This window comes from Sungkyunkwania multivorans, from assembly GCF_042675645.1.
Taxonomy (GTDB): Bacteria; Bacteroidota; Bacteroidia; order Flavobacteriales; family Flavobacteriaceae; genus Sungkyunkwania; species Sungkyunkwania multivorans.
Genome location: NZ_JBHTJH010000004.1, coordinates 1,027,416 through 1,053,572, shown reverse-complemented (window position 1 = coordinate 1,053,572; position 26,157 = coordinate 1,027,416). Strand labels below are relative to the sequence as shown.

Genomic DNA, 26,157 nt, shown 5'->3' with positions numbered 1-26,157 from the left:
CCATCATTATGAGAACCTTCAGATCGCTACTCTTCATTTTATTGGCGCTTGTCGCTACGGTTGCTTGCAAGCAAAAACCCGAAGAAGGACCCAAAGAGAAAATGGCACAAGAAGACCTTCCAATAAAGGTCGAAGGTGAAGAAGTACGCTACGCGACCGATTCCACCGAAATGAGAGGCTATATCGCCTACGACAAGAACCTCGACGGCAAACGTCCCGGAGTTATCGTTGTACATGAGTGGTGGGGACATAACGACTACGTCCGTCAGCGTGCTGATATGTTGGCAGAACTTGGGTATACGGCAATCGCAGTGGACATGTATGGCGATGGCAAACAGGCCGATCACCCTGATGATGCGGGTAAATTCGCCATGAGCGTTATGAGCAATCTTCCAGCGGCCAAAGCGCGCTTCAACGCGGCGATGGAGCTTCTAAAACAACACAAGACCGTAAATGCTGAACATTTAGCCGCTATTGGTTATTGCTTTGGTGGGAGCGTTGTCCTCACCATGGCAAATACAGGTGCTGACCTTGATGCGGTGGCAGCTTTCCACAGTGGCGTACAATTGCCAGTGCCACCAAACGAGGACCTAAAGGCAAAGGTGTTGGTCTGCAATGGTGCAGACGACTCATTTATAGACCCGGCTTCGGTCACCGCCTTTAAAGCTGCGATGGACAGTATCAATGCGAGCTATGAGTATATTTCATATCCAGGGGTGAAGCATTCATTTACCAGCAAGGAAGCGGATGCCAATGGTAAAAAGTTTGGCCTCCCGTTGGAATACGATAAGGTGGCGGATGAGAAATCCTGGCAGGAACTAAAAGATCTTTTGGCGGAGACATTTTTAAAATAATTTCTCGTTTTTTGAATGTGATATTTGATCAGAAGTGTAACAAACATGATCTTTTTAACTCCTTTAAAGTACAACGTACTTTATCAATCAATCAAAACCAATCTTTATGAAAACTGATTTTCTCCTAATTATACGTAACCTTTTTATTGCAATCTTCGGCATGCTCTGTTACGCGGTCATTGCTCAAGATGATATATCGCAAGCCGACTGGCAGCAAGATCTTCGCTATTTGCAAAAGACGATACATACCGATTATCCATTTCTGTTCAAAAAGACCACTCCCGAGGAATTTGATGCCGAAGTTGAGAAGCTATATGCCGCCATTCCTACGATGCAGCCACATGAAATACAGGTCGGGTTTACGCGTATCATCTCTTCATTCAAGTACGGACATACCACGGTTGGATTCAGAGATGCGCCGATAAAATACCATCAGTTGCCGATGAATATCTACCAATTCAATGATGGATTGTACATAGAGGGTGTTCATAAAGATTATAAAGAAACGCTTGGAGCAAAGGTCATCGCGGTGGAAGGGAAGCCAATAGCCGAGGTGTTGAAAGCCGTTTACCCAGTAATTCCAGCGGAGAATTCGCAGTTCTTTAATGCTTATGGCATCGGATATTCGACCATACCTGAGGTATTGCATGCCCAAGGTGTCACCGAGAATTTAAAAGATGACATTACCTTGACATTAGAAAAAAACGGAAATACCTTCAAAAAGAAGTTCAAACCAATTCTAGCAGGACAAGTGCCACGAGAATATGGGGTGATAAAACAAGATGATACTTGGCTGAGTGCTCGCGATATGACCGATGTGCCATTTTATCTGAAGCATTTGGAAAGGATCTACTACTATGAATATCTACCCGAGCATAAGGCGGTCTATGTGCGTCACAGTCAGATCCAGGACGATCCATCCGAAGACATTCCAAGTTTTTATGCGAAGGTGTTCGATTTTATTGACAAGAACGAGGTGGAAAAACTGATCATCGATGTTCGCCTCAATGGCGGAGGTAACAATTACAAGAACAAACCTGTGATCACTGGCATCATTGCGACCGAGAAGATCAACCAAGTAGGGAAATTGTTTGTGATCATTGGCCGAAGGACCTTTTCGGCTTGCCAAAATCTGATCAACGAATTAGACAATTATACCAACGCTATTTTCGTAGGAGAACCCTCTGCTGAGAATATCAACTTTTACGGAGACAACAGAAAAGTGACATTGCCCAAAAGTAAGTTGCAGGTATATTTATCCTTTGCATGGTGGCAAGACAAACCGCAATGGGAAAATGCCGATTGGACAGCTCCGCATTTGGCTGTGGACATGAGTTTTGATGAATACCGAAACAATGAAGACCCTGTCTTGGCGGCCGCACTGAATTTTGCCGATGATAATTTCATCACTGACCCTATGCGGCATTTGACCAATTTATTCATGGCTGGAAAGATGGAAGAGGTTGCCTCTGAAGCCACAAGAATGGTCAAGGACCCACAATACAAGTTCTTTGATTTCGAAGGCGAGTTCAATAAGGCTGCTTATAGGATGATGGGTACTGGTCAGATGGACGGAGCCATGTATGTCTTTCAGATGAATGCCTCCTTGTTTCCCGATTCTGCCAATGTATGGGATAGCTTGGCAGAAGTCCATTGGAAGGCGAATAATATCGAAAAGGCCAAGGAATATTACAACAAGGCCCTGCAAATGGATCCCGATGGTGTGGGCAAAAATGCTAAGGAAATGCTGCAGAAGATCGCTCAGCAAGGGCAATAGGTCAATTTGACGCCTGTTTCAGGCTGATACTGGTTGGCAACTCAAAAAGTTCTAAACCAAAGAAAGGGACAGCCGCCAAAAGGTGGTCAAAAATATCGGCCATGATATACTCATAGTTTTGCCAGCGTTTGTCACTAGAAAAAGCATATATCTCTATAGGAATACCTTGAGGACTTGGTTGTAATTGACGCGCCATGATCGTCATCTCTTTGTTGATGGCCGTATGCTGTTGGGTATAGGTCTCCACATACTTTCGAAAAACACCAATATTGGTAAGATTCCTACCATTGATCGCTAGGGTTTTATCGATCTGCTTTTCCGTATTGTATGTTTGGATCTTTTTTTGCCGCCCCTTGAGATAGGCACCGATCAGTTGTATCTTTTTTAGCTGTTCGACCTCTTCATCAGTGAGATATTTGATGCTATCCATTTTAATGATCAAGGAACGTTTGATACGGCGTCCTCCAGATTCTTCCATTCCGCGCCAATTTTGAAAAGAATCGGAGATAAGGGCATAGGTTGGGATGGTGGTAATGGTCTTATCGAAATTACGAACCTTGACAGTCGCCAAATTGATCTCCATCACGTCACCATCAGCACCGTATTTTTTAAAGGTGATCCAATCTCCAATACGCACCATATCGTTGATAGATACCTGAATACTCGCCACAAAACCTAAGATGGTATCTTTAAAGATGAGCAGCAATACCGCAGAGGCCGCTCCCAGCGCAGTGACGAACTTCCAAACAGAGGCGCCCGTAATGATCGCAAAGGCTGTCATGGCACCTATGACCCAGGCAAAGATCATAAAGACCTGAATATAGCTGTCAATCGGTTTATCCTTGAACCGAGGCAAGGTTTTAAAGTAATCCCTAAATGTATTCAGTATACTGCGCACAATACGCAAGGTGAGGATGACACCCATGATGTTGATCACCTTTGCGGCGACATTCTCGGCATATTGAAAGTCGTTGAAGACGATGGGGATAAGTTCCAAAGCCAAGAGCAATGGAAAAATATGGGCCATGTAGCGCGGCGTCTTGTTGGCAACCAGAAAGTCATCAAAGTCGGTCTTGGATCTCGCAGCGATATTGGAGGAAACGATTCTAAGCAATTTCCACATGATAAGATCGACGATCCATATCAGCACGATCATTGCAAAGAACAAGGCCAGCATATTCACATAGCGGGCCGTGTTTTCCATCATTCCAATCTCGATCAGGTAATCGTATAACAAATGTTTTAAGCCGGCTTTCATGGTCATTTTATTTTATGCGAAATTAAGATAAACCTGAACAAGAAGAAATGATATCCGTTTGAATTCGCATCATTCTATCAACTTCCTGAAAGAACCAAGGCTTTATCCTAAGTCGTATATAGGAAGGATATAATCAAATAGGAATTTTATGAGAAAAGTACATCTAATTTATTTGGCAATCTTTTCAATGGTAGCGGCGTCCTGCTCTGTACCTAAGTTCGCCCGTGAGGTAAGGCAAACGGTCAACGGATCTTGGACATTGACCGATATCTCTTATGACCAACCCGGGCGTTATGAGACCGTGTTATTTAATGACGCGGATGCCAAGTGTTTCGTTGGAAGTGATTGGTTTTTCCGAAATAACAATAGCACTGGCACCTACACCATCAGCAGCAAGAACAATTGCGCGAGTGGCATTCGCTATATCCGTTGGTCGGTGAACGAGAAGGAGGAAGGGAAGGCCCAACTGCAATTCAAGTTGACGGATGAGCGTAAAAAAGACGTCAGCAGTGGGGGATACCTTTTAAATATCAGCTCTTTAAATTCGGAAACGATGGTACTAGATCATTCGGTGATGGTAGGTGGAAATCCTTTGAAGATCAGCTACACATTTAAGCGAACCAATAGTTAAGCGTTTATCAAATAACTTTTAAAATAGAACAAATGAAATTAGCATATCGAAATTTTGCGATCATCTTATTGGGAGTATCCTTGCTGATCAGTTGCAAGGCCGTTAAAAATGCCAACAACAAGCAAAAAGGCGCGGTCATCGGTGCTGCCGGTGGTGCTGTAATTGGAGGTGTCATCGGAAACAATGTTGGTGACAAGGACAATTCTGTCTTGGGAGCGATCATTGGCGGTGTCGTTGGTGGAGCTGCAGGCGCCTATATCGGGGATCGTATGGACCGGCAAGCCGAGCGAATCGAAGAAGAATTGCCAGGAGCGGAGGTAAAACGCGTTGGGGAAGGTATCAATGTGACCTTTGACGAGTCCAGCGGCGTGTATTTTGCTACGAATAAAGCGAATGTCAACAGTTCCTCATCTGAAACCTTGGATAAAATGGCCGGAATCTTTAAGGATTACCCTAAGACCAATATCATCGTTGAAGGCCATACCGACAATACCGGCGACGACACCTATAATTTAGACCTATCGCAGCGCAGGGCGCAGTCCGTCGTCAATTATCTCGCTTCCAAGGGAGTTGACCGTTCGCGATTTACCATCGCCTGGTATGGTGAAGGACAACCCAAATACGATAATTCTACGGTGAGCGGTAGGGCCAAGAATCGGCGCGTAGAATTGGGAATTATCGCCAATGAGGCCCTGAAAAAGGAGGCGCTGAATAAAACAAAAGGATAATCGTCCAATTGTGCCCCATCATTTAAAAGGCCATCCAAATCATACAGGGGTGGCTTTTTTTAATGGATTGTTAATGTTGTTGATTTTCTTTGTTTTATATGGTATCTTGAAGGTATGATGAAAAGAAAAGTATTATACCGGTCAGTATCATTGTTGGTAATAGCGGCTATGGCTGCATTATTCATGGGTTGCAAGACAACAGCAAGCAGTACTAAGATGGAAGACAACGCATCATTCAATGAGGTTGTGGCGCTGATAAACAGTGGATCCTATGAGCTTGAGGTCAATGCGGTACTACCATTTAACTCCTATGCGACTACCCAAGTGGTGAACGCCATTATGCTACCATATACTGGCAACAGTGCTGCCAGGATCAATGTGCAAGGGCAGAATAACTTTTTAAATTACAATGGTGAAGAGGTTGCGGCGGACCTGCCGTATTTTGGAGAGCAACGCCTTGCGGGTAGGGCCTATGGTGTGAATACCGATGGGGGCATTAATTTTAAAACGGCCCCAGAGGATTATGAGATCGTTGTGAATGAGAAAAAGAAAAGGGTCGTTATTACCTTTAATGCCGAAGACACCAATTTGACCACGGAAAACTACGATGTCACCATCGTTGCATTTGCGAATGGCAATGCCGAGCTCGTCATATTTTCTTCACATCGTGATAATATCCGATATATGGGTAAACTAGTGGCCTTAGCAGAAGACGAGGATAAGAAAATCAATGAATAATGCGTAAACCGTGCCTCACGAAACACCATTAAAATTCACTAATCATTTGTACGTAAGAGGATAGCGATTTGAAAAGTTGTAGGAAATGACTAGATTTATGCGGTATGCCGCTATTCATTTATCTAAAGAGAATACTTCAATACCTACTATTCTTTGGTGTTGGTTTTGGAATATATGCCCAAGATACGCAGGACGCTTCCCGTGCTAGAGACAGCATCATGCAACTCATATACCTTACTAGCGATCATATTCAAACAACGGATTACACCAGTGCTTTGGACTATTCGACAAGAGCGGTGCAGATGGCACAAAAGCTGGAGGACCGTTCGATCCAAGCACAGGCCTATAACTCCTTGGGCAATGTATACCAAGCTATCAACGAAAACAATAATGCCGAGATCTATTTCGCGAAGGCCTTGACCATCGGTGAGGAATTAAATGATATCGATATTTTGATCTCCGCGACGAACGGATTGTCTTATGTCCACTACGAATATCACAAAGACCCCGATAAAGGGATCGATTTTTTGAAACGCTCCTATGCGTATTGCCTAGAGGCCAATCAGCCCATTGCCATACTTGTTAGTTTGTTGAATCTGGCCAATATGTATTTGGAAAACAATAGGCCGAAAGAAGCAGCGCCTTATTTGGAAAAAGTAAGAAAGGCGTATAGATTTTATGCAGATGCCATCCCTAAATATGGGAATTATGTTCCGGTATATCATATGAATATGGAATACCTGCATGGTCTGTATCATCGACAACTGAATGAGAATCAACAAGCGATCGCGTATTTTCGGAAGGCGCAAGAGATAGGAGAGGAGCATCATTTGCCTATCGATCTGCTTGAAGTTTACAAGAACCTACACGAGATCTACAAGGAGCAGGGCAATGAACGTTTGACCATTGATAATCTAGAAAAGCTGGTAGCGTATAAATCGATCGTTTATGATATCGAAAAAAACAATCAGTTGGAAACGATCAAATCGCAATTTGAAATTGACCAGTATAGAAGAGAATTATCAGCTTCTGAAAAAGAAAAAGGGATGCTGGCAGCGCTATCTAAGTCGAAGTCCAAAACGATCATGTTCACTACGATCAGTATCGCCATGTTGCTCGTTCTTCTTGGGTCGATGTTCTATAGCTATAAAAAACGGCAATCCAATTATGAGCTAAAACTACTTAATGAAAAATTGGAGATCGAGAAAAACAATGCGGAGCGGCTTACGAAGCTTAAGTCGAATTTTATTTCGCGGGTGAGTCATGAGATACGAACACCCTTGTATGGCGTTATGGGCATCACGTCGATCTTAGAAGAGGACAGTGCGCTCATTGCAAAACATCGACAATCCATCGATGCCTTAAAATTTTCTGGGCAACACCTTATAAAACTTGTAGAAACGGTCCTCAACATTCGCCAGATCGAATATCAAAATATTCAACTGAACATCACCAATAACGATTTGCATGCTGTCATAGAAAATATCATACATGCCTTTGAGTTTCAGGCGAAGGAGCGAAACAATAAGCTCGATGTGATCATAGACAAAGCCGTTTCAAAGTATTATGAGTTTGACAGGGTCCGGCTTTCAGAAATCTTGATCAATCTCGTTGAAAACGCCATTAAGTTCACCAAGGATGGGACGGTGACGGTTGCTGTGGAATTAGCAGAGGCGTTAGAAACCGAAGACAAGGTCACTTTTAAAGTACGCGATACTGGCGAAGGTATTTTGGAAGACAATCTAGCACTTGTATTTGATGATTTCAACCAAGCGAAGGAAGAGCAAAATATCTATGATGGTGCTGGTTTGGGGCTTCCCATGGTAAAGCATCTTTTAGAATTGATGGACAGCCATATTCAGTTGGAAAGTGTCGTAGGCAAAGGGTCGACCTTCTGGTTCACATTGACGTTGCCAAAAGGAGAAGCACCTGTGACCGATACCAACAAGAAGATAAAGAAAAGAGCTGCCTTGAAGAAGATACTCGTTGTCGAAGACAATAAGATGAGTCAGATGGTGACGAGCAATCTCATAAAGCTCATAGGATACGATTGTAGGATTGCAGAGAATGGATTGAAGGCTTATGAGGTTGTTAAGGCAGAAGCGTTCGATCTGGTGTTGATGGATCTAAATATGCCGGTGATGAATGGTTTTGAGGCGACCAAGCGAATCAAATCCTATTGTTCAGAAATAAGTGTCATTGGACTGACGGCGACCGATGTGACCAAGATCCGTGAGGATTGTGTGAAGGTCGGTATGATAGACGTGTTTAACAAACCAATTAGTAAGAGTCAATTGGATCTGTTGATCAACAAGTATACGGGTGCCTCATAGGCTGGTAGAAGCGTTGGTGGGATCTGATCATAAAGATGTCGCCATGGCAAGCGGTAACGCACCAGAGACGTTCAATAAGAAGGAGGGAAGCGATATGCTCTACAATGGAAACTCCTATCGTCTGCGGTAAATAGGGTTATCACCCTAAGAATTGCGGTTTTTGCCTATAGCGTCATGCTAAGGTTCTTGCTAATATGCATGTTATTAAAACCGTACCCATGAAAAAGCAACTGATCGTTTCCCTTGTTCTTTTTATTGGATTTGTCAGCATCACACAACTACAGGCGCAAGTAAATCCCTCAATAAAGAAATTAGAGCAATATTTTAACAACCAACAATTGTTGATCACCTACAGGCAAGGTGAAGTCGTCTATGGCACCTATTATTTCTTGGAAGTTCATTATTGTCCCAATGGCTATTATGGACTTTACGGGCGTAGTGTTAAGGAAACGGTACTGGGTAACGAACAACGTTCTAATTGGAGAGAATACGGCACTTGGCAGATCACCAGTCAAGGCGGGGTGAACGGTATCTCGTATAAACCCATGAACGGCGTCCCAAAATTTGTTCCGTTGTATACCGATCGAAATGGGGGGTTGTTTATTTCCAGTGATATCAGTATTCAGAAAAAAGGCAGAGCGATCTGTCGATAAAGGTGTAAATGATGAGAACAACAAGAGCATATAATATATACTTTACCATGAATATGGCTTTATTCTTAATGTCTTGTGTCAATACGAGAAATACAGTGATAAAGAATAAAACAGAAGACATGTCGTCGGGAAGTAGAACGGTGATCATATCGGCACCAATAGTCTATAAAAGCGCGATACGAAAGCATGTAACGGACGATCAGTTTAAAGAGATGTATGTTCGCCGGTCGATTCAGGATTATTATATAAAATTTTGTGAGAGCGCTGTGAGCAGGAAACAGCTAGAACACCACATTAGGGATAAAGATGGTTTGATCAAAGCAGTACGTATAGAGATTGAATATCGCGATGGCGATTGGGATATTTGTGAAAAGGAGGATCGTTCTCAGGGCAGAGTCGGCACCTATGTGGTGGTACATAGGATCATGGAATGATGGTTAGGGCATAACTTTCAAAATATTCTATGTTACATACTATTCAGATGTGATCATCCTGCGGATGATACATCTGGATACAATCGTGAACGAATAGTGGGAGTTTTAGAATATTCTATTTTACATAATGTAAATTATGGTTCAATTATAACAAATTGTTGGAAGTGATTTACGCTTTATCTTGCTGGTATCATTGATGAATTAAATTTTATCAGGCTTAAGTGCTCAACGCTTCGGATTCAATTTCTTATTAATAATTTCCTTTTCATCTAACTCTATTGGTATTCTGCCAGATTTTAACGCTTCGGTAAAGTGCTCATTCATCCAGATTACCTCAATTCTCTTTTTCGCACTACCATTGGATCCTTGTGTTGTAGTTTCTATTTCCTTTACCGACCAACCTTTGTCTTTAGTGAGTAAATCGTTGTAGAGCTCGTTTCTATAGCCACTAATAAAAATCATAGATTTTGAATTGCAAATGAGGTTAAGTAAGTCCAAATGAAAATAACAGTCATTCGCCTCAATCTCATAACCATTCACTCGCTCTGCTAAATATGGAGGGTCCAAATAGATTAGTGTGGCCGGTCTATCAATGAATCTTTCAATTAACTTTTTTGCATCTTTGTTTTCGATTCTAACGTCTCTCAATCTAGAAACCACCTTTTTTAATCTGTCAGGTAAATTATTCCATCGGTTAACCCTTGCTTCTTTATTATTTCTAGAATATGAATCAGAATAAGAAAAACCGCCTTTGCGATCTCCAAATGCACCATTAATGGCCATCATGGATTTGATTAAAAATTGTCTAGCTCTTTCCACATCATTCAAACCATCAACTTTATTCCTTGCATTAAACAATTCCTCTTCAGAATATGGAGTTAGTTCGATTTGTTCGCATAGCATATTTGAATTGTTTCTTAATTGCCTAAAGAGATTCACTATTTCGCTATCAATGTCATTAATTATTTCTATTGGAGCTGGAGGTTTGGCCAATGTTACTGCTGAAGATCCACAAAAAGCCTCTATCCAGCAATTATGCGGCGGAAGGTTTTTGCACAACTCAATAGCCAGTTTATTCTTCGAGCCAAAATAGCCAAAGGGCGGTGATATTTTTTTGTATTTTTTGTTTTCTTCTTCAATCATTTATAAAGTCTTGTATAAGCATCAAAGTCACTTTCTCCATCGTCGTACATGTCCAAAGAATAAATGGTGAAATCTTCTTCTATTATTTCAAACATCTTTTCAGCTTTTAAATTTAAATTGCTAATTATATCTACATCTATTGAGTCTTCATATTGTAAAAAATGATAATAGGATGGTTCCTTTTCAGAACCACCTACTCTATGTATTCTATCAAGAGTTTGAAGATATTGAGCACAATTATAGGATAAATCATAGTAGATTGCGTCTTTACAAGTCGTATGTAAAGATATTGACTCTGCACATGCGGCTGGATTGGCAATTAATATATCTAAACCACTATTTGAATCTACAAATCTATTCCTGATTTTCTCCCTAGAGTTTTCAAGCGATTGATACTCTTTCTCAATTGGAGTGCCTCCAAAAATAATTTCTGAATTAAAACCGTTTTGTGAAAGATGTGATTTAATCAATTCTAGAGTTCCAATGAAATTCGACCAAATAACAACTTTCCGGCCCTTAGTTCGAATTTGTTTCACTAAATCCAACAGCGCGAATATTTTACCTGGTGTCTCCAGTTGATGATAGTTTTCAATGATTTTTTTAAGATCGGATCTGTCATACAATAAGTCCTCATTATAATTTTCTAGCGGATTGGACATTAAGGCTACATTAGAAACTGCTTGTCTTAATCTAATCATTCTACCCTTATATAACTTTGACACATATTTAATGTTCGCGGCGTAATCCTTTTTGGAATAATCTTCAATCCTATTTTCTATAGCCTTGTAAATTAACTTTTCAAAGTGTCTCATTTTTACTTTTTCCGGCTCTAAAAAAATTTGTTCTCTTAACCCCAATTCTTTTTTTCTGACTCTATAAAAAAGCGGATTGATTTTTTCCTTCACCAATTCTGCAGCTCTATGTATATCATTCGCATTCTCCAAACTTTTTATTCTAATTCTTGAAGCTTCATCAATTGCCATACTATTAGGCCACAGAAAGTCAATTAAATTGAAAATGTCAGTATAACTTTTTGGAATAGGCGTGCCAGTAAGAATACAACGAATCTTTGACAAAGAGCTAAGCCCTAGAACTGCTTGCGCCCATTGTCCATCAATTCTTTTGATATAGTGCGCTTCATCTATAACAAAGAAAATATCTATTCCTTCATTCTTAAATAAGTGACTTACTTGTTCAGAATCGAACAATAAAGTTTGAAACGATGTTAAATAGATTTCGGCTTTGGTTTCCTTGCTATCGTAATAGTTCAATCTCCTTTCGCTTTGAGATCCACCAGCTAAAACTTTTAAATTTGCTTTTCGTCCTAAAACAATTTCAAATTCATTCTTCCAAGGTCCAAAACTTGCTAAGGGTCCAACCACAAATAAAGTATTTACTAGCCCCTCGCTTCTTAGCTTCTCATAAACACTTAGAACAACAGATGTTTTTCCACTTCCTGGAACCGAAAAGTTCGCCCCATTCTTAATTTTATATAAATGATATGCAGCTTTTTCCTGATGATTCTTTAGAGGTCTTGATATCAAGTTTGAAATACCTTTTTGAAATACCCTATACTCCTCTGCTTCAAAGTTACCATTTTTAAAATTTAGCGCTTCGACTTTCAACTCCTCGAATTGTTGCTGTAGATAATTGCTATTGTCTTGAATCGTTGTAAGATACTCATCCAGACAAAATCTTAAATTTTCGTATTTCAAATAGTCAATTAAATCGCTTAACTCTGAATCCAAATTTTGAGTTTTAAGAACATATTCGGTATTATTAGAACGAACAAACCCAGACAATTCTAATCCACCACATTGGATTCCTGTCAGACCCTCAATGTTGTCCACGATAATTGCGCCATTATTGAATCTAATATTCAGCAAATTTTATTTCTTTTTTATAATACCGTAAAGTTCTTTTTTAATCTCATCAGCCTTTTTAATTATACTTTCTGTAATCTTTAGCGTTGACTTTAAATTTTCTGACTCAATGGCCTTTAAATTCATATTCTCATGATTGAGTTTGCCCAATGCGGCTTTTAATAAAGTTATTGGGGTTTCACTCTCCTTTACACCATCAAGTATATTCTTAGACTCGCGAACTCTATGTATTATATTTTCTCTGTTTTCATTATACCATTGTAAATCTTTTATCTCAGCATCTTTAACATCACTTGTAGTTTCCGCATATCCTTTCAGTTTGATTTCTTTCAATTTAAAAAGCTCAGCTTTCGATTGTTCGTTGTTCAATAACTTAGGAATCATTCTCATAATTTCGTGAGATTTTTTATCGACTCCGTCAATTTTTCGTGCTCGGATTAATTTAAACGCTATATCTTCAACTGTAGAGCGTTCATTTTTTGTAATATTTAGTTTATGAAGTTTTTTTGGATCACGGATATACCTATCTATACTTTTATGATAATCTATAAATGCCTGCCATTGACCTTTTTGAGAGCCTTTGGCAGTCGCAATAGTGTTGTACATTTGTGTTCTGCCAAGCCTGTCCAAATACCTATCAATACATTCTAAAGGCTTTAGAAAATCTTGTTCTATTTGATTAATTTGTTTTCTCTTTTCGGCAGGAGTAAGCATATTGAATGTTGCATCATACGAAAGCTGCTCTTCAATTGACATTCCGTTATTCAATTTCCTTCTAATTGAAATTGCTTTATCAAAGTTGGTATACTCGGACTTTCCTTGATTATGAAATTGATATGCACTTTCAATTTGCTCAATTTCATAGTGAGTAGGAGGTGTCTCATCACCGCTATCCTTTTTCTTGCAGGGCAAAATTACTACTTCTAGGTTTTTGTATTTTGCCTCTGAAGGAAACTCAGATGATAGCATTTCCAATGCCATCTTTCTTCTATTTCCATTTATTAGAAAGCCATCACAAGTGATTACAGCTGGCTCATCTTGCCCCCTATCAATTATGGTTCTTTTCAATTGATTCGTAGCCTCCTTATCTTTCTTTATTAGAAATTGACGAATAATCTCTTGACCAAACGCCGTTGCCTCAATCAATTCACCATTTTGATTTTCGTATGACAAGATATCGGAAGCTATTCGGCCATTGTCTTTTCTAAAGTTTAAATAAATTGTGGGAATTCTATAAACCTGTCTCTCTTTACCCTTTCTTTTATCATCACGGAAGAAAATACTTCTTTTCATTCCTGAAATTTCCTCTTTGTTGTCGTTTATTTCCTTAACCAATGATTCTACAATCGGTCTCGGTTTATTATAATCGAATGTGTTCATAACATTTTATATTTATTAAATCTTAGATAATACCTCGAAAGCGAATGCACTTGCATTTCTTGATGCCAATTCGTGAAAATGATCTTCCTTATTATCGAGCATATCAGAAATTCCTCGAACTATAAGCCCTAGGACTCCTTCATTAACCTCTATAGCTTTATAAAAGCCATATCCCTCCATTTCAATTGCAGCAGTATCGTTATAATGCTTTTTTAGCATAATTGCTAAATCTGAACGAGAGTCAGCAACAACTTTCTCACCAGCAGCGATAGGTTTAACTATTGCATTAGGGTTTATTGTACCATCTTCATTCCCGATTATCCTACTTTTCCAGTTATCCTTTCGCGCAACTGCTTTTGCCCTTTGCAGCATAGCATAGGATGATTTTCCGGAATCCGGTCTCGTAAGTAACGTACCATCTTTAATCTTTCCCATCTCATAGCCATACGCTCTCTCTGCTACTACAATATCTCCAAATGTTATATCATCCTTAAAACCTCCCGCTATGCCTACAAAAAGTACCACATTAGGTTTGAAAAAGTCTATGGCTCTTTCAGTTTCAATGCAACATTGAGTATTCCCAGCTCCAACTTCCGCGACCCCAACTTTCCAGATTTTTTCATCTCCATCGAAATATCCAACGTCGTAAACACCATCTTTTGGAGATGTTACTTCTTTTATATCCCTTAAATGTTCGCAGACACTATTGAATTCTATCGGGATGGCCGTAATAATTACGGCAGTTAGAGTATTTACTTCTTGTTCGCCTAAGCTTTCTGGCATAATTATTCTTCCTCAAAGGTTTTATTATGATATAAGCATTTTCATTTCTAAATAATTCAAAAATAGAGTTTTAACACCAAATTTAATTTGAAAAAATCTTTTATTGTAAAGATGCTAGCTAGACAAATCCATTCCATGGAAAATCTCACCCAATCTTATTAATTTTGATGAAGTAAATAATATACTTATTTTCAATCGGTAACCTCTACTCCAATCCTCGATCTCGAAGAAAGTCCCTCCTTGTTTAGTTGGCATTCACTTATATGAAACTTGTAAACTCAAAAGCCAAATTGCTTTGTAAAAACAGCGGTAATTTACCCAATCTCCCCCACTCTACCTTACGGTTTTCCCGTAAAAATGGTTCTAAATTTTGGATGTTTTAAATTGCTATTAAACTACAATTGGCCTTTAAGTACAATCAGTTTTTATATGGAAATTAACAGCCGCCATGAGTCGTGCCTATCGTTCAATAGCCTTTGGGTCTTATAAACCCTTTGGTATGCTTTGAGATCAACTTCGCAAAATGCAAGAGCTCCGGTTCGCTCCAGTACGGTCCCACCACTTGCACGCCAATCGGTAATCCTTCTTTATCTAGACCTAAGGGTATTGCTATCGCCGGGTGCCCGGTCGCATTGAAGCAGGCATTGTAGGGATATACATAATCGATATATTTAAGTGTGGTGCCATCGTAGGTAATAGGCGTGCCGATCTTACAGCGTCTGTAGGCAGGTCCAAATCCAGACGGGCACACCAACAGATCGAATTCCTCAAAATAAGTTTCCCATTCTTTAATGATTTGTAGGCGTTGCCCTAGCTGTTGCGAATAATCGGTAAAGCTGTCTTTGAACTTCCAATGAATGTGCTCCTCACCTTTCAAAAATCCCTTCTTCAATCCTTGTACCATAAGGGGTTTCACCAACCATGGAAGGTCCTGCATGATCATCATCATACTCAGCCTGTTATGTAATTCAAGCGTTTGATGGTGCAGCCCTTCTTTTGGGGCAAGTTGTTCAGTCTGTCCGCCCTGACTGCTGATCAATTGAATGAAGTCTTTGATCACTTTTTGAGTTTGCCTACTGGTCGTATGATCTTTCCAACCATTGACCCATGCAATTTTTAAATCGCTCATTTGTCTTTGTGTAGGCTTTTTCCAATGAATTGGAGTAATTCTTCGATCTCCCTTATCGGGGCCTTTCATAATATTCCATACCAATTCCAGGTCTTCTGGTGTTCTCGCCATCGGTCCTATGACGGCCATATCATATAGATACCCTTTGGTATTTTTTGGTTTAGGGACCAGTCCATACGTTGGGATGGTATTCTCTGTGGTCTTCAAACCATAGACCCCACAAAAGTTTGGAGGAATACGCACCGATCCGCCCATATCACCTCCCAATTCAATAGGAGTCATTCCAACAGCCAGTGCTACGGCCGATCCCCCTGAGCTGCCTCCCGGAGAATAGGCTTTATTGTATGGGTTGTAGCAAGTAGGATAAATGTCCCCATCAATTTGGTAGTCCATCATTTCCTTCGATATATTGGTCTTGCCTAGAATGATGGCTCCTGCCTCTTTTAAACGGGTGACGACCAAGGCATCTTCTGGGGCGGTCCAATCCTTTAAACGACGACTATTTAAAGTCGATCTAGTGCCCTTTAACCAAAATTGCTCTTTGATGGTCATGGGTACCCCATGAAGTGGGCCTCTAAATTGTCCTTGTTTTGCTTCAGCATCACAAGCCTTCGCCTCGAGCAAGGCCTCGTCTTCCAGCAGGATAATGACGGCATTTAATGAAGGGTTGTGTTGCTTGATCTGAGTGATGTGCGCTTGGACTATTTCCGTAGAACTCGCCTCTCCAGAGCGGATAAGTCCAGCAAGCTCTATGGCCGATTTGTATATAAAACCACTTGACATCATTTAGGTCTTTACGTCCACCAAATATCTAGAAGGAGGCATCAAAATCCTATGATAGATGTCATCTGAGAGCCGCAAGAAGCTCAATGTCTGACTTTTAATTCGTATTTTTATGGGTGTCACCAATATCCCGTTACCTCATGTTCAATACAGCAATTAGAAGCACTTCGGTAGGTATCCTGGCCATTTTCGCTCTTGCCCTATATTCTTGTAAACAGCAGGAAAAACCCAAAGAAACAACGGTTATGGATGCCAACAAAACCAATTTAAAAGAAGCGCTCACCTTTTATGCTTCTTTTGATAAGGGCATCGATGCAGATTTTGCCTTAGGTGATGCACAGATGTATACCGTACCCAATAGAAAAGCGATCGATTCTGCAAAGGTTGGATTGCACAAACTGGATATCAGCCGACAAGCGGGAAAGGGAAAATATGGCCATGGATTGGTCTTTACCGAACGTAGCACTGGAAATATCTATTATCCCAGCGAAAAAAACATCGCCTATAGCAAAGAAAATTGGAGTGGCGCAATTTCATTTTGGTTAAGCTTGGATCCTGCTACGGACTTAGAACCGGGCTATTGCGATCCTATTCAAATTACCGATGTAAGCTATAACGATGCAGCCATTTGGGTTGATTTCACCAAAGAGAACCCTCGCGATTTTCGATTGGGAGTTATTGGCGATCGCGATGTATGGAACCCAAACCCAGAAGGCCCTGATAATGAGAATCCCATTTTTAACGAGCGTCTTACCGGTGTGAAAAATCCGCCTTTTGGCAGTGGTCAATGGACCCATATTCTGATCAACTTTTCTGATCTTAATACGAATAAGGGACAGGCGTCGCTGTATATGAATGGTAAGCTCAAGGGGACTCGTGCCAATATCGATACACCTTTTACTTGGGAACTTGCCAAATCCAATATTTATTTGGGACTGGGATATATCGGACTTATGGACGATTTGGCTATTTTCAATAGAAATTTGACCGATAGCGAGATCGCCACGCTGTATGAGTTAGAAAATGGGGTGCATACTGTTTTAGACATACAGAAATGAGACCATAGACAAAGGTCTGTGCAGAAACCTCATTTTTCTGGCTTAGGAATGATCCTATTAAAAAATTCAAGGAGTGCCATTTCAATAAAACGGCGCTCCCTACTATTTTCAACTAGTTTGTAAACGAATGAATCAGCAATATATAAGGGATTTTTCGTCTACATTGTTATCCTAGTGAGGTGGAATGGTGGTCCCAGGGCCCTCTGCACAAGGTACTCTGACCCATTTCCAAACACGTCTTGGACGCCATCCATCCCATATCCATACGCGTTTCCACACCCATCGATAACAAGAAAAGGTCATGAGGGCTGCGGTAAATGTCTTAGCATCTAGATTGTCATATACTTCTACATCTAGATGGAAGATGTTCTCTGCGGTTAGCGGCACTTTCTCAGCGATCATGTCCAAAGATTCGGGCTGCGCTACCTGTTCATGGTCGTTCGCGTTAATACTGGCGGTACTCAAAAGGACCGTAAGAATACTAAGGCAAAACAATTTGATTTCGGATGTTTTCATAAGCATAGTTATTTGGTATTGACCTACTCTATTGGTTATTGGCTTTTCGGTTTCCGCCATTGATACAAGATATCATAATTTAACCTCCCTTTCAATCATGGTAAATGATGATTGTGCCTCATGGTTTACCATGAGATGAGCGTTAGAGAAGAATGGAGACCGTGGTGCCAAGACCGGGTCTTGATTTCACGTCCATCGTAGCAGAGATCAACATCACTCTCGATACGATGTTCTTCCACCCCATGCCTCTAGACTGGTCCACCCTCTTTACATCCATACCTTTCCCGTTGTCGGTAATGCGTAGGGCGAGATGTTTGTTCTTGTTTTCTAATATCACATTCACCAAGGTCGCCTGGGCGTGTTTGATCGTATTTGAGAGCAGCTCTTGAACGATCCTGTACAAGTTCACACTCTGATCCTCACTTAACGCACGAGCGGGTTCCTCTGCTTGTAATTCTATGGTGAGCACATTCGCTACGGTCAATTCTGTGATCAATTCCCGGATTGCGGGAACCAACCCGAGTTTGATCAGGGTATCGGGCATGATATTATGGGAAATATTTCGCAGTTCGTCATAGGCATGATCCACTTGCTTTATCAATTTCTCATGCGGTGCTGACTGTTCCTTGGATATTGGCAATAACGTCGCCTGCATCCTGATCGCAGAGATCGTCTGCCCTAGGCTATCGTGGAGATCTTGCGCGATCCGCTTGCGTTCTCTTTGCTCTGTTTCGATAATGCTCTTATAGCGCAGGTTCTCTTGTTTGGACAATAGCTTTTTCTTGTTCATTCGTTGCCAGGCCCACATCCCAAAGCTCAAAAGTAGCATGATGCTTATAAATATGACCCACAAGATATTTCTCTGATATTCCTTTTGTTTGATCACCGCCGCCTTTAAGGTGTTCTCCCTATCGAGGATCAATATTTGCTCTTCCTTTTCTTTGGTCTCATACTTTGTTTGAAATTCTTCCAACTTCTTTTTCTTGGATCTTTCCGCCAACGAGTCTTTGATCACCTGATGTCTCTTTAAAAATTTCAAGGCGTTTCGATGATCTCCCAGTTGCTCATAGGACTTTGATAACTGTTCACTGGCTCGTGCTATCGCTGGGTAACTTTTAATGCTGTCAGAAAGTTGGTAGCTTCTCCAATAGTAGGTAATGGCCTGTCTGTAGTTCTTCCTATCAGCATAAAAGGACCCGATATCGTAATCTGCGGTGGCGATATGAAGTTTCACTCCCGAAATGCGAGCCAGCTGGCTGGACATTTTGAAATAATGCAAGGCAGAATCGTATTCTTTAAGAAGTTGATAGTTTGCCCCTATATTGCTAGGGATAGCGTATTTTGGGTTAAAGCCATTCTTCCTACTTTCCTCCAAGGCGCTCTTGCCTATGGCGATCGCCTTTTGGTATTCCTTTTTTTGCATATAGCAGAAACTCAAATTCCCATAGATCTTATTCTTAAGGCGGTGGGCGTTCAATTTGGTGGCGAGTTCTAGCGCTTTTTGATAATTTTCTATGGCTTCGTCCGTGTCCCCATTGACGATGTTTAAAAAGGCCAATGCATTTTTCGCGTCCATCTCTAGCCTGAGAGAATTATTTTCGCTAATGATTTTCTCAGCTTGCTCATAATATTCCAAGGCGGTATCGAACTCACGCTTTAGCGTATGGCTGACAACCAAATTTAGCAAGGCATCTGTCTGGTAATACCAATTTCCTTCCTGTTTGGAACGCGATACATTGTCTATGCTATAGGCAATCGATCTTTCGGCATTATCGACCGCATTGTAATTTTTAGCAATTCTGGATCGGGTGTAAAAGGCGAGATCCGAACTTCGGTCATCTTTAAGTAAAGAATCCATTTGTAAGAACACCTTTAGCGATAAATGATAACTGGCCTGGGAATCATATAGGGAATCGGCAGTATGTTTTAGCTTCGTCAGTTCATCATTGGACACCTGCGAAAAGGAAACAGAAGTTATCAACAGAAAAACAGGGGCAAGATATATTAACTTCATCGGTGTTGTTTTAGACAAGAATGCTATTGAATGAATACTTACCTGATCATGTCCAAATGGCGAGATTGTTCTCTACCGCATAACGAACAAGTCCGATCACACTTTTCGAATTGGTCTTTTGAAACATACTCCTGCGGTGCGTCTCTACCGTACAAATTCCTATATTCAGTTCATTGGCGATTTGTTTACTGGATAGTTCGCGACAGATCAGCTGCAGAATTTCTCGCTCTCTGGCCGTCAATTCCACATTGGTCCTAAGTTTATTCGGTTTTTTGTCGTTGATAAGATCCACCATGATCGAGGAGATCTCATTCCCATAGTACACACCACCATTGACGATCTGATCTACTGCCTTTAGCAACTCGGCTTTGCCAGCTTTTTTCAACAAATATCCTTCCGCTTCTACATGTAGGATTTCTTTTACCAATTCTCGCCCAATATGCATGCTTAATACCAAAAACGGAACCTGTATGTTGCGTGCTTTGACCTTTTTGATCAACTCGATCCCGTTCATTTTTGGCAAGCCAATGTCCGTGATCACCAAGGCAAATGAGTCTGAGGTGATCAGTTCATAGCCTTCTTCGGCGCTGGTAACATTCTTTAGGGTTCCTATATTGTCATGGGAATTTAAAATAGACCGTAGTCCATCTGCAAACATGGTGTGGTCATCAATGACAAGGATGTCAATTGGCTTTGTATTGGTCATTTTCAATGAGGCATTAGGAAACTTTAATTGCGAATCCTGGTGTTATTGGTACTGTTAATATAAACAATTAGCCGTAAAATTTAAAGAAAAAAAGACTTTAACATATTGGGAAGCAAGATGTTAATTTGTGAATAGGTCATTTTGGAACGCCTTCCTACCGTAGGCTTGGTGTTGCTCCTCGCCTGCCTATCGTAGTCATTCTGGCACCCATAGTTTGCAAAGGCAAGTTGTGCTTCCCTCCTATACTTTGAATAAAAAACCCCATAAAAGCTCTAAGAACCTTTATGGAGTTTAACTTCGTTAGCAAAAAAAATAGAAGTTTGTAGGCGTATCTACAAATTGTTATCTCTTCTTCGCACACTTACCCAATCGACATACATATTCATCGTTGAGAATATATTGATCTGGGAGTTGTTGAAGATACCGTGTTTATCCCCGATATTGAGGTTGAGAATAAGGTTATGATCTTTAAAGGCTTCCATATTCAAATCGTTGTCACTGCCGCTCCAATAGACACCGAGCCATTGACCATCTAGGTATATGTGGCAATCCACGGCACCATTTCTGTTACGCCAAAGCATCGAATAGGTATGCCATCCTTCGGAGACCTCATATCGTCTTTCCAATCGATTATCCAATAGATTGTTCCCTGTTTGCGTACCATAGAACAAATTCCTGGCAAAACGAGCACTTCCACCAAACGAGTATCCTTCCATCATATCGATCTCCCCTTGTGTAGGCCAAACTCCCGGGTCTTCGTTCACCGTCCAAAATGCGGGCCATGCGCCATAGGTGTCGTTGAATCCCTTATAACCAGCGCCATCTTTCGCCAATAGCTTTATGCTTGCTCCCACCCAGATGTCTTCATTTCTCCTTGGATAGAATTTCTTTCTAGATTTCACATGGCCGGATCGATAGGTGTTACCGTTTTTCCATGCCGCCAATCGCAGGCATTGTCTACCGTCCAAGGTCTCCAGCCTAGGACTCCATCGTACGTAGTAGCACAGATCGGAATTGTAATCATATCGTCCATGTGTCCGTATCCAATTATCGTCTATATTAGAATTGGAGCTGAAATTTTCTGATATGATATCGCTCCAAGGACCTACCCTAGCAGAACGCTCATGTACAGCTACGACCTCGGGCTCCGATATATCAGGCTCGGGTATTTCTTCTGAAAGTGTTTCAATGGTGATGTTCTTTTCATCTAACGGTTCCGTTAGTTCGCTTTCGCAGGATGCAAATGTGAAACAAAGTGCAACCGCAATAAAAGATAATCTTTTCATAATAATAATAATTTAAGGTTGGTTACTTGAATTAAAATGTCACAGTACTCGATACGTTTACAGAACATATCAAATGCTATCACAGTCAAAAGTGTAAGAAGTGAATTAGATTATTATTATTACAGCCGAAAGGAATCAGTTGTTATTGTAAGGCAGTATAAATATACAAATTATTGATAAACAGACATTCACAAAATGGAAAGTGCCAGATCTTAAGATTGAAGTTTGTAGATTTTCATTGCTGTATATATTATTTGGTATTGAATAAGGATTACTGTAGTTATCATTGCCCATTTACCGTTACCGTTTGTACAGACGCCACACCAGCATGTGATCATAGTGATACATTATTATGAGTAAAACCACGGATACCGCTGTTGGCACCAGCTTATTTTTATTAATTTGTACCCTCTATCATCGATTTTTAATCAAGGAAAAACGTTATGCATCTTAATTCGATATGTCAACAGATCTATCTTCAGCGGAAACATAAACAATACTAAAACGAATGTTCTTTAGAATGCATAATTGTTCGAGAAGGTCCTTCAGTATATTATTCTTTGGGTCATTGTTCTTTTTGCTATTCTTTGTAAGATGTAATTCGGGTGTTAAAGATACCATGATTTCCATAGCGCCTGTCGCTACAGCCTATGATGGTTCTAAATATGCGGGTTCGCAAAGGTGTATAGCCTGCCATGAGAACATCTACAATGAACACTTAAAAACACCACATTACAACACTTCCCAGTTGGTAAGTGATGACAACGTTGTTGGTGATTTCAAAGTACATAACATCTTAAAGTTGAATGAGCATATCGTTTTTAAGATGATAGATGAGGACCAGCTTTATCAGGCTGCTTTTAAGGATGAGAGATTTGTTAGGAAAGAACCCTTTGATATTATCATTGGTTCGGGGACCAAAGGGCAAACCTTTCTTTATTGGAACGACAATAGATTGTACCAATTACCGGTCTCCTATTTAAATAAAAGCAACAAATGGATTCATAGCCCAGGTTATTCAAATGATCGCATCCACTTTGATCGCGCGGTAATTCCTAATTGTCTAGAATGCCATACGACCTTTGCCAGAAATCATTTACCGACCGATTTTAACAGCAATATGTTTGTAAAGAAAGAAATGATATTCGGTGTGGATTGTGAAAGTTGTCATGGACCGTCCTTAAAGCATGTAAATGCTCATATCAATGATCCCGAATTAAAAATGGCACAGCATATCTTGGACATTAAAACACTGACACGACAACAGCAGCTAGATGCCTGCGCACGCTGTCATTCAGGTTTGGGAAGACCCTTAAAAATGCCATTCACGTTTAAGACCGGTGATAAGCTTGATAGTTTTAGAATACCTAATTATATGCCGATAGATACGACCAAACTGGATGTTCATGGAAACCAATATGGCTTGCTTACCATGAGCAAGTGTTTTAAAAGATCTGAAAGTTTGAACTGTACCACTTGTCACGATCCGCATAAAAATGAAAGACAGCAATCAGCAACATTTTCTCAGAAATGCATAGGGTGTCATCAAGATGCTGGCAATCATTCATTTTCTTTGGAGCATCAAGAGAAACTTGATTGTATTAGCTGTCACATGCCGCTTTTAACTACATCTGCCATAACTTTTAATGGGCTAAATTCAAACGACCATTCGGATTCAATTAAAGTAAGAACGCACAAAATTGGAATCTATGGCAATGAACTTCCATAGACGGCTCCACATCCAAAAAGGAACATTGCCATCAATACTGTCCGAAAACGTTTCATCATACATTTTGGTCCAAATGATCAAATGCTATTTAGACGGAAATACGGTCATAGATCGCTTTTAAGATGATGCTTTTCGAATAGTATTCTCTAATTCCTCAAAAGCTTTTTTCTGCGAGTCTGACAGTATCGCTTGTTTGATTGCCCCTGTAATTATTTCAATAATATCTCGCCTGGCCTTTACACTTTTACCAAAGTAAGCATGTAATACTTTGTTGGGTATGATATAGTTTATTTTAAGGGTGTGCTCATCTATAAAATAAGCCTTGACCGCATGCATGCCGCTTTTCTTAAGAACTAGGCATTGTGACATATGTCCGTTAGGGTCTGTTCTTAATTCCCAAGAATCGTAGGTCTTAGAACATTCATAGTTGGTCTCTTTTTTAAGTCGGCTGTGTAACTTATCTAGCGTGTTATAGTCATTCCTTACTTCGATCAAATTTTCCATAGTCATCATTTTACAAGAATTTTATCGTTTTTTAGGCCTCATCTTCTTTCTCCTCTTCTCTACCGAAAAGAATGAAAAGAGCACCACCTCCAATGATCAAAACAATACGAATTATCCAGCCCGTGGTATTTCCCCAATTATCTATCCAGGCCAGCAACCGTAGATTATAATTGAAAATAGAGAGAACAAATGATATTATTCCCATAGCAGCAAGTAGAAGACCGCCTTTTCGTAGTTTTGACCCAATGTTCTCCATCACAACTTGGTTGTAAAAGAGCCACTCACGAATTGTAATTCATAAGCAGCTCTTTTTTGGTGTTTAAAAATCGGTCCAAGCTCGTACGGCTCTTACACCCAATATTGTATTATCTTTTGGGAGACTAACACTTTGAGTTACATTATACCAAATCGCATTATTACTATCAACTTCAGTTGAACTCCAATAGGAATTTGAAATAACATCTCCTCCATTTGCTAATATGGCATTACCAAGTATAGATAAGTTTGAGTAAAACTCATTCCATTCGTCCATACTTGGCAAAAACCAATCATCAAATCCGTTTTCATTTAAATTATAGGCAATTTCCGCAGCACTTCCTGAAGCACATGTTGAATTCATAATAGCATTTGTATTTGTTTCGCCAGTTCCTATTGCGGTTCCTGTTGCTCCTGTTGTAACTCCTAGGCAACCCCAAGGAACACCTCCTGCTTGATTATAAAGAGAGATAACTAAACCTTCACTATTATTGCTCGTAGGATCTATCCAGAATATTATACCCCCATGATTGAAATCCCCTATTTCATTAACATTATCAATTTGTATTTCAAAATCAGATGAGTCGTCTGCATCATCAGCTGATATTACAGCATCTACACCTTGATTTATTTCATAATCAAATAAAGATGCATCAGCAACAGTAACTACGCCAGTATTAGGGTCTATGGCAATAGCACCAGCTGGAGTTTGCGATACAATACTATAATTGGGGTTACCAGTGGCGTTACTTTGCACGGTACCAATAACTTGACCATTTGTAGGATTCTCGTCTATGCTTTCATCAAAAGTTTGAAATACGACTTCATTAATATTTGTAAGATTAATAGTTACGGTTGCTGGATTTGCCGACTCACTGTCAGAAATTGATGCTGTTATTATTGGGTTTGTTTCAAAATCGAATAAGGCGGCATCGGCAACAGTTAACTCGCCTGTGGTCATATCTATACTTAGGGCGCCAAAAGGAGTTTGAGATACAACACTAAAATTTGAATCAACTCCTCCACTAGATTGTACCAAACCTAGTACTTGACCAGTTGTTGGATTTTCATCGATGGTAACAGTTAAATCCTGTACAGTGACCTCTACATTGGTAAGATTAATAGTTACGGTTGCCGAATTTGCGGCTCCAACAGCAGAAACTGTTGCAGTTATTACAGGATTTGTTTCAAAATCGAATAATGCAGCGTCTGCAACAGTTAGTTCACCAGAACTATTATCAATAGCTAAGGCTCCGTTTGGTGTTTGGCTAGAAATGCTAAAGTCCGGACTAGATGTCCCCATGACCTCAATAGTTCCTATGATTTGACCGCTAATAGGATTTTCGTCAATGGTAACGGTCAAGTCTTCAAGCGTGATTTCTACACTGTCATCATCGCTACAGCTAAAAATTATTAGCGAAAGTGCTAACATGAATAGGTTTGTAAATTTGAGAGTTTTTTTCATGTCAAAATATGTTTATTAGATTTTAAGCAGGCAAAATATTATGGAACCCTTCTATCTTCGACAAGAAAAAATCAATTTGTGATGAAACCTACGCTAAAAAGTGATGAAGTCATTTTT

The 26,157-nt window shown here is 40.2% G+C and carries 24 protein-coding genes; 11 read left to right on the top strand and 13 right to left on the bottom strand.

Translation table 11 applies throughout. The features are described 5' to 3' along the window. Nucleotides 1–8 precede the first annotated feature (8 nt). Nucleotides 9–854, top strand: coding sequence for a dienelactone hydrolase family protein (locus ACFQ1M_RS07760; RefSeq protein WP_386406375.1), 846 nt, complete (start codon nt 9–11; stop codon nt 852–854). Nucleotides 855–960: 106 nt separating this feature from the next. After that, on the top strand, nt 961–2,631 hold the full coding sequence (locus ACFQ1M_RS07755) for a tetratricopeptide repeat protein (protein ID WP_386406372.1): 1,671 nt from the start codon (nt 961–963) through the stop codon (nt 2,629–2,631). 1 nt (nt 2,632) lies between these two features. Here ACFQ1M_RS07755 and ACFQ1M_RS07750 read toward each other — a convergent pair whose 3' ends face one another. Further along, entirely contained in the window at nt 2,633–3,889 is a 1,257-nt protein-coding gene (locus ACFQ1M_RS07750; protein WP_386406369.1) for a mechanosensitive ion channel family protein, read from the bottom strand. 148 nt (nt 3,890–4,037) lie between these two features. Here ACFQ1M_RS07750 and ACFQ1M_RS07745 point away from each other — a divergent pair, with 148 nt between their 5' ends. The 7 genes from ACFQ1M_RS07745 to ACFQ1M_RS07715 all read left to right on the top strand — a co-directional run bounded on the left by ACFQ1M_RS07745 (nt 4,038) and on the right by ACFQ1M_RS07715 (nt 9,406). Then, the gene (locus ACFQ1M_RS07745; RefSeq protein ID WP_386406366.1) at nt 4,038–4,520 is read left to right on the top strand and encodes a lipocalin-like domain-containing protein; all 483 of its coding nucleotides are present in this window, start codon (nt 4,038–4,040) and stop codon (nt 4,518–4,520) included. Between the two features lie 32 nt (nt 4,521–4,552). Further along, nucleotides 4,553–5,248: an OmpA family protein gene (locus ACFQ1M_RS07740; RefSeq protein ID WP_386406363.1), complete on the top strand. Its 696-nt coding sequence runs from the start codon at nt 4,553–4,555 to the stop codon at nt 5,246–5,248. Nucleotides 5,249–5,416: 168 nt separating this feature from the next. Further along, nucleotides 5,417–5,986, top strand: a complete 570-nt coding sequence (locus tag ACFQ1M_RS07735; protein WP_386406360.1) for a DUF4251 domain-containing protein — start codon at nt 5,417–5,419, stop codon at nt 5,984–5,986. 104 nt (nt 5,987–6,090) lie between these two features. After that, complete coding sequence (locus ACFQ1M_RS07730) at nt 6,091–8,319, top strand: tetratricopeptide repeat-containing hybrid sensor histidine kinase/response regulator (protein ID WP_386406357.1); 2,229 nt, start codon at nt 6,091–6,093, stop codon at nt 8,317–8,319. Beyond that, on the top strand, nt 8,309–8,449 hold the full coding sequence (locus ACFQ1M_RS07725) for a hypothetical protein (protein WP_386406354.1): 141 nt from the start codon (nt 8,309–8,311) through the stop codon (nt 8,447–8,449). Before ACFQ1M_RS07730 ends, ACFQ1M_RS07725 begins: the two co-directional genes overlap by 11 nt. Before the next feature lie 88 nt (nt 8,450–8,537). Next, nucleotides 8,538–8,972 (top strand): hypothetical protein, encoded by a 435-nt coding sequence (locus tag ACFQ1M_RS07720; protein ID WP_386406351.1) that lies wholly within the window; start codon nt 8,538–8,540, stop codon nt 8,970–8,972. 8 nt (nt 8,973–8,980) lie between these two features. Continuing rightward, complete coding sequence (locus ACFQ1M_RS07715; protein WP_386406348.1) at nt 8,981–9,406, top strand: hypothetical protein; 426 nt, start codon at nt 8,981–8,983, stop codon at nt 9,404–9,406. A 225-nt stretch (nt 9,407–9,631) separates the two neighbouring features. On the opposite strand, the gene ACFQ1M_RS07710 is transcribed toward ACFQ1M_RS07715, so the two are convergent. From ACFQ1M_RS07710 to ACFQ1M_RS07690, 5 genes are all read right to left on the bottom strand, one after another. Next, entirely contained in the window at nt 9,632–10,549 is a 918-nt protein-coding gene (locus ACFQ1M_RS07710; RefSeq protein ID WP_386406345.1) for a DNA adenine methylase, read from the bottom strand. Further along, nucleotides 10,546–12,435 (bottom strand): SNF2-related protein, encoded by a 1,890-nt coding sequence (locus ACFQ1M_RS07705; RefSeq protein ID WP_386406342.1) that lies wholly within the window; start codon nt 12,433–12,435, stop codon nt 10,546–10,548. The genes ACFQ1M_RS07710 and ACFQ1M_RS07705 overlap by 4 nt, the downstream gene beginning before the upstream one ends. 3 nt (nt 12,436–12,438) lie before the next feature. After that, complete coding sequence (locus ACFQ1M_RS07700) at nt 12,439–13,812, bottom strand: hypothetical protein (protein ID WP_386406339.1); 1,374 nt, start codon at nt 13,810–13,812, stop codon at nt 12,439–12,441. 15 nt (nt 13,813–13,827) lie between these two features. After that, complete coding sequence (locus ACFQ1M_RS07695; protein ID WP_386406336.1) at nt 13,828–14,595, bottom strand: 5'-methylthioadenosine/S-adenosylhomocysteine nucleosidase family protein; 768 nt, start codon at nt 14,593–14,595, stop codon at nt 13,828–13,830. Nucleotides 14,596–15,061: 466 nt separating this feature from the next. Then, nucleotides 15,062–16,510 carry an amidase gene (locus tag ACFQ1M_RS07690; protein ID WP_386406333.1) on the bottom strand — a complete coding sequence of 483 codons (1,449 nt, stop codon included), beginning with the start codon at nt 16,508–16,510 and terminating at the stop codon, nt 15,062–15,064. Nucleotides 16,511–16,647: 137 nt separating this feature from the next. Here ACFQ1M_RS07690 and ACFQ1M_RS07685 point away from each other — a divergent pair, with 137 nt between their 5' ends. Further along, nucleotides 16,648–17,565, top strand: coding sequence for a LamG-like jellyroll fold domain-containing protein (locus ACFQ1M_RS07685; protein ID WP_386406330.1), 918 nt, complete (start codon nt 16,648–16,650; stop codon nt 17,563–17,565). A gap of 171 nt (nt 17,566–17,736) precedes the next feature. Here ACFQ1M_RS07685 and ACFQ1M_RS07680 read toward each other — a convergent pair whose 3' ends face one another. From ACFQ1M_RS07680 to ACFQ1M_RS07665, 4 genes are all read right to left on the bottom strand, one after another. Beyond that, complete coding sequence (locus ACFQ1M_RS07680; RefSeq protein WP_386406327.1) at nt 17,737–18,081, bottom strand: hypothetical protein; 345 nt, start codon at nt 18,079–18,081, stop codon at nt 17,737–17,739. A 142-nt stretch (nt 18,082–18,223) separates the two neighbouring features. After that, complete coding sequence (locus ACFQ1M_RS07675) at nt 18,224–20,095, bottom strand: tetratricopeptide repeat-containing sensor histidine kinase (RefSeq protein ID WP_386406324.1); 1,872 nt, start codon at nt 20,093–20,095, stop codon at nt 18,224–18,226. A 46-nt stretch (nt 20,096–20,141) separates the two neighbouring features. Further along, nucleotides 20,142–20,801 carry a response regulator gene (locus ACFQ1M_RS07670; protein WP_386406321.1) on the bottom strand — a complete coding sequence of 220 codons (660 nt, stop codon included), beginning with the start codon at nt 20,799–20,801 and terminating at the stop codon, nt 20,142–20,144. Nucleotides 20,802–21,133: 332 nt separating this feature from the next. Further along, complete coding sequence (locus ACFQ1M_RS07665) at nt 21,134–22,087, bottom strand: glycoside hydrolase family 16 protein (RefSeq protein WP_386406318.1); 954 nt, start codon at nt 22,085–22,087, stop codon at nt 21,134–21,136. 508 nt (nt 22,088–22,595) lie between these two features. Here ACFQ1M_RS07665 and ACFQ1M_RS07660 point away from each other — a divergent pair. Further along, entirely contained in the window at nt 22,596–23,816 is a 1,221-nt protein-coding gene (locus tag ACFQ1M_RS07660; protein ID WP_386406315.1) for a multiheme c-type cytochrome, read from the top strand. Between the two features lie 117 nt (nt 23,817–23,933). On the opposite strand, the gene ACFQ1M_RS07655 is transcribed toward ACFQ1M_RS07660, so the two are convergent. From ACFQ1M_RS07655 to ACFQ1M_RS07645, 3 genes are all read right to left on the bottom strand, one after another. After that, on the bottom strand, nt 23,934–24,320 hold the full coding sequence (locus tag ACFQ1M_RS07655; RefSeq protein ID WP_386406312.1) for a hypothetical protein: 387 nt from the start codon (nt 24,318–24,320) through the stop codon (nt 23,934–23,936). Nucleotides 24,321–24,351: 31 nt separating this feature from the next. Continuing rightward, nucleotides 24,352–24,576: a hypothetical protein gene (locus ACFQ1M_RS07650; RefSeq protein WP_386406309.1), complete on the bottom strand. Its 225-nt coding sequence runs from the start codon at nt 24,574–24,576 to the stop codon at nt 24,352–24,354. A gap of 63 nt (nt 24,577–24,639) precedes the next feature. Continuing rightward, the gene (locus ACFQ1M_RS07645; protein ID WP_386406306.1) at nt 24,640–26,040 is read right to left on the bottom strand and encodes a cadherin repeat domain-containing protein; all 1,401 of its coding nucleotides are present in this window, start codon (nt 26,038–26,040) and stop codon (nt 24,640–24,642) included. Nucleotides 26,041–26,157: the final 117 nt, after the last annotated feature.

Excerpts from the sequence above, each read along its gene's own strand:
- ACFQ1M_RS07740 (WP_386406363.1), top strand. The coding sequence starts at position 4,553 with ATGAAATTAGCATATCGAAATTTTGCGATCATCTTATTGGGAGTATCC.
- ACFQ1M_RS07720 (WP_386406351.1), top strand. The coding sequence starts at position 8,538 with ATGAAAAAGCAACTGATCGTTTCCCTTGTTCTTTTTATTGGATTTGTC.
- ACFQ1M_RS07645 (WP_386406306.1), bottom strand. The coding sequence starts at position 26,040 with ATGAAAAAAACTCTCAAATTTACAAACCTATTCATGTTAGCACTTTCG.
- ACFQ1M_RS07735 (WP_386406360.1), top strand. The coding sequence starts at position 5,417 with ATGGCTGCATTATTCATGGGTTGCAAGACAACAGCAAGCAGTACTAAG.
- ACFQ1M_RS07715 (WP_386406348.1), top strand. The coding sequence starts at position 8,981 with ATGATGAGAACAACAAGAGCATATAATATATACTTTACCATGAATATG.
- ACFQ1M_RS07690 (WP_386406333.1), bottom strand. The coding sequence starts at position 16,510 with ATGATGTCAAGTGGTTTTATATACAAATCGGCCATAGAGCTTGCTGGA.
- ACFQ1M_RS07730 (WP_386406357.1), top strand. The coding sequence starts at position 6,091 with ATGCCGCTATTCATTTATCTAAAGAGAATACTTCAATACCTACTATTC.
- ACFQ1M_RS07710 (WP_386406345.1), bottom strand. The coding sequence starts at position 10,549 with ATGATTGAAGAAGAAAACAAAAAATACAAAAAAATATCACCGCCCTTT.
- ACFQ1M_RS07660 (WP_386406315.1), top strand. The coding sequence starts at position 22,596 with ATGTTCTTTAGAATGCATAATTGTTCGAGAAGGTCCTTCAGTATATTA.
- ACFQ1M_RS07700 (WP_386406339.1), bottom strand. The coding sequence starts at position 13,812 with ATGAACACATTCGATTATAATAAACCGAGACCGATTGTAGAATCATTG.
- ACFQ1M_RS07680 (WP_386406327.1), bottom strand. The coding sequence starts at position 18,081 with ATGAAAACATCCGAAATCAAATTGTTTTGCCTTAGTATTCTTACGGTC.
- ACFQ1M_RS07685 (WP_386406330.1), top strand. The coding sequence starts at position 16,648 with ATGTTCAATACAGCAATTAGAAGCACTTCGGTAGGTATCCTGGCCATT.
- ACFQ1M_RS07670 (WP_386406321.1), bottom strand. The coding sequence starts at position 20,801 with ATGACCAATACAAAGCCAATTGACATCCTTGTCATTGATGACCACACC.
- ACFQ1M_RS07655 (WP_386406312.1), bottom strand. The coding sequence starts at position 24,320 with ATGGAAAATTTGATCGAAGTAAGGAATGACTATAACACGCTAGATAAG.
- ACFQ1M_RS07675 (WP_386406324.1), bottom strand. The coding sequence starts at position 20,095 with ATGAAGTTAATATATCTTGCCCCTGTTTTTCTGTTGATAACTTCTGTT.
- ACFQ1M_RS07760 (WP_386406375.1), top strand. The coding sequence starts at position 9 with ATGAGAACCTTCAGATCGCTACTCTTCATTTTATTGGCGCTTGTCGCT.
- ACFQ1M_RS07695 (WP_386406336.1), bottom strand. The coding sequence starts at position 14,595 with ATGCCAGAAAGCTTAGGCGAACAAGAAGTAAATACTCTAACTGCCGTA.
- ACFQ1M_RS07755 (WP_386406372.1), top strand. The coding sequence starts at position 961 with ATGAAAACTGATTTTCTCCTAATTATACGTAACCTTTTTATTGCAATC.
- ACFQ1M_RS07665 (WP_386406318.1), bottom strand. The coding sequence starts at position 22,087 with ATGAAAAGATTATCTTTTATTGCGGTTGCACTTTGTTTCACATTTGCA.
- ACFQ1M_RS07650 (WP_386406309.1), bottom strand. The coding sequence starts at position 24,576 with ATGGAGAACATTGGGTCAAAACTACGAAAAGGCGGTCTTCTACTTGCT.
- ACFQ1M_RS07745 (WP_386406366.1), top strand. The coding sequence starts at position 4,038 with ATGAGAAAAGTACATCTAATTTATTTGGCAATCTTTTCAATGGTAGCG.
- ACFQ1M_RS07750 (WP_386406369.1), bottom strand. The coding sequence starts at position 3,889 with ATGAAAGCCGGCTTAAAACATTTGTTATACGATTACCTGATCGAGATT.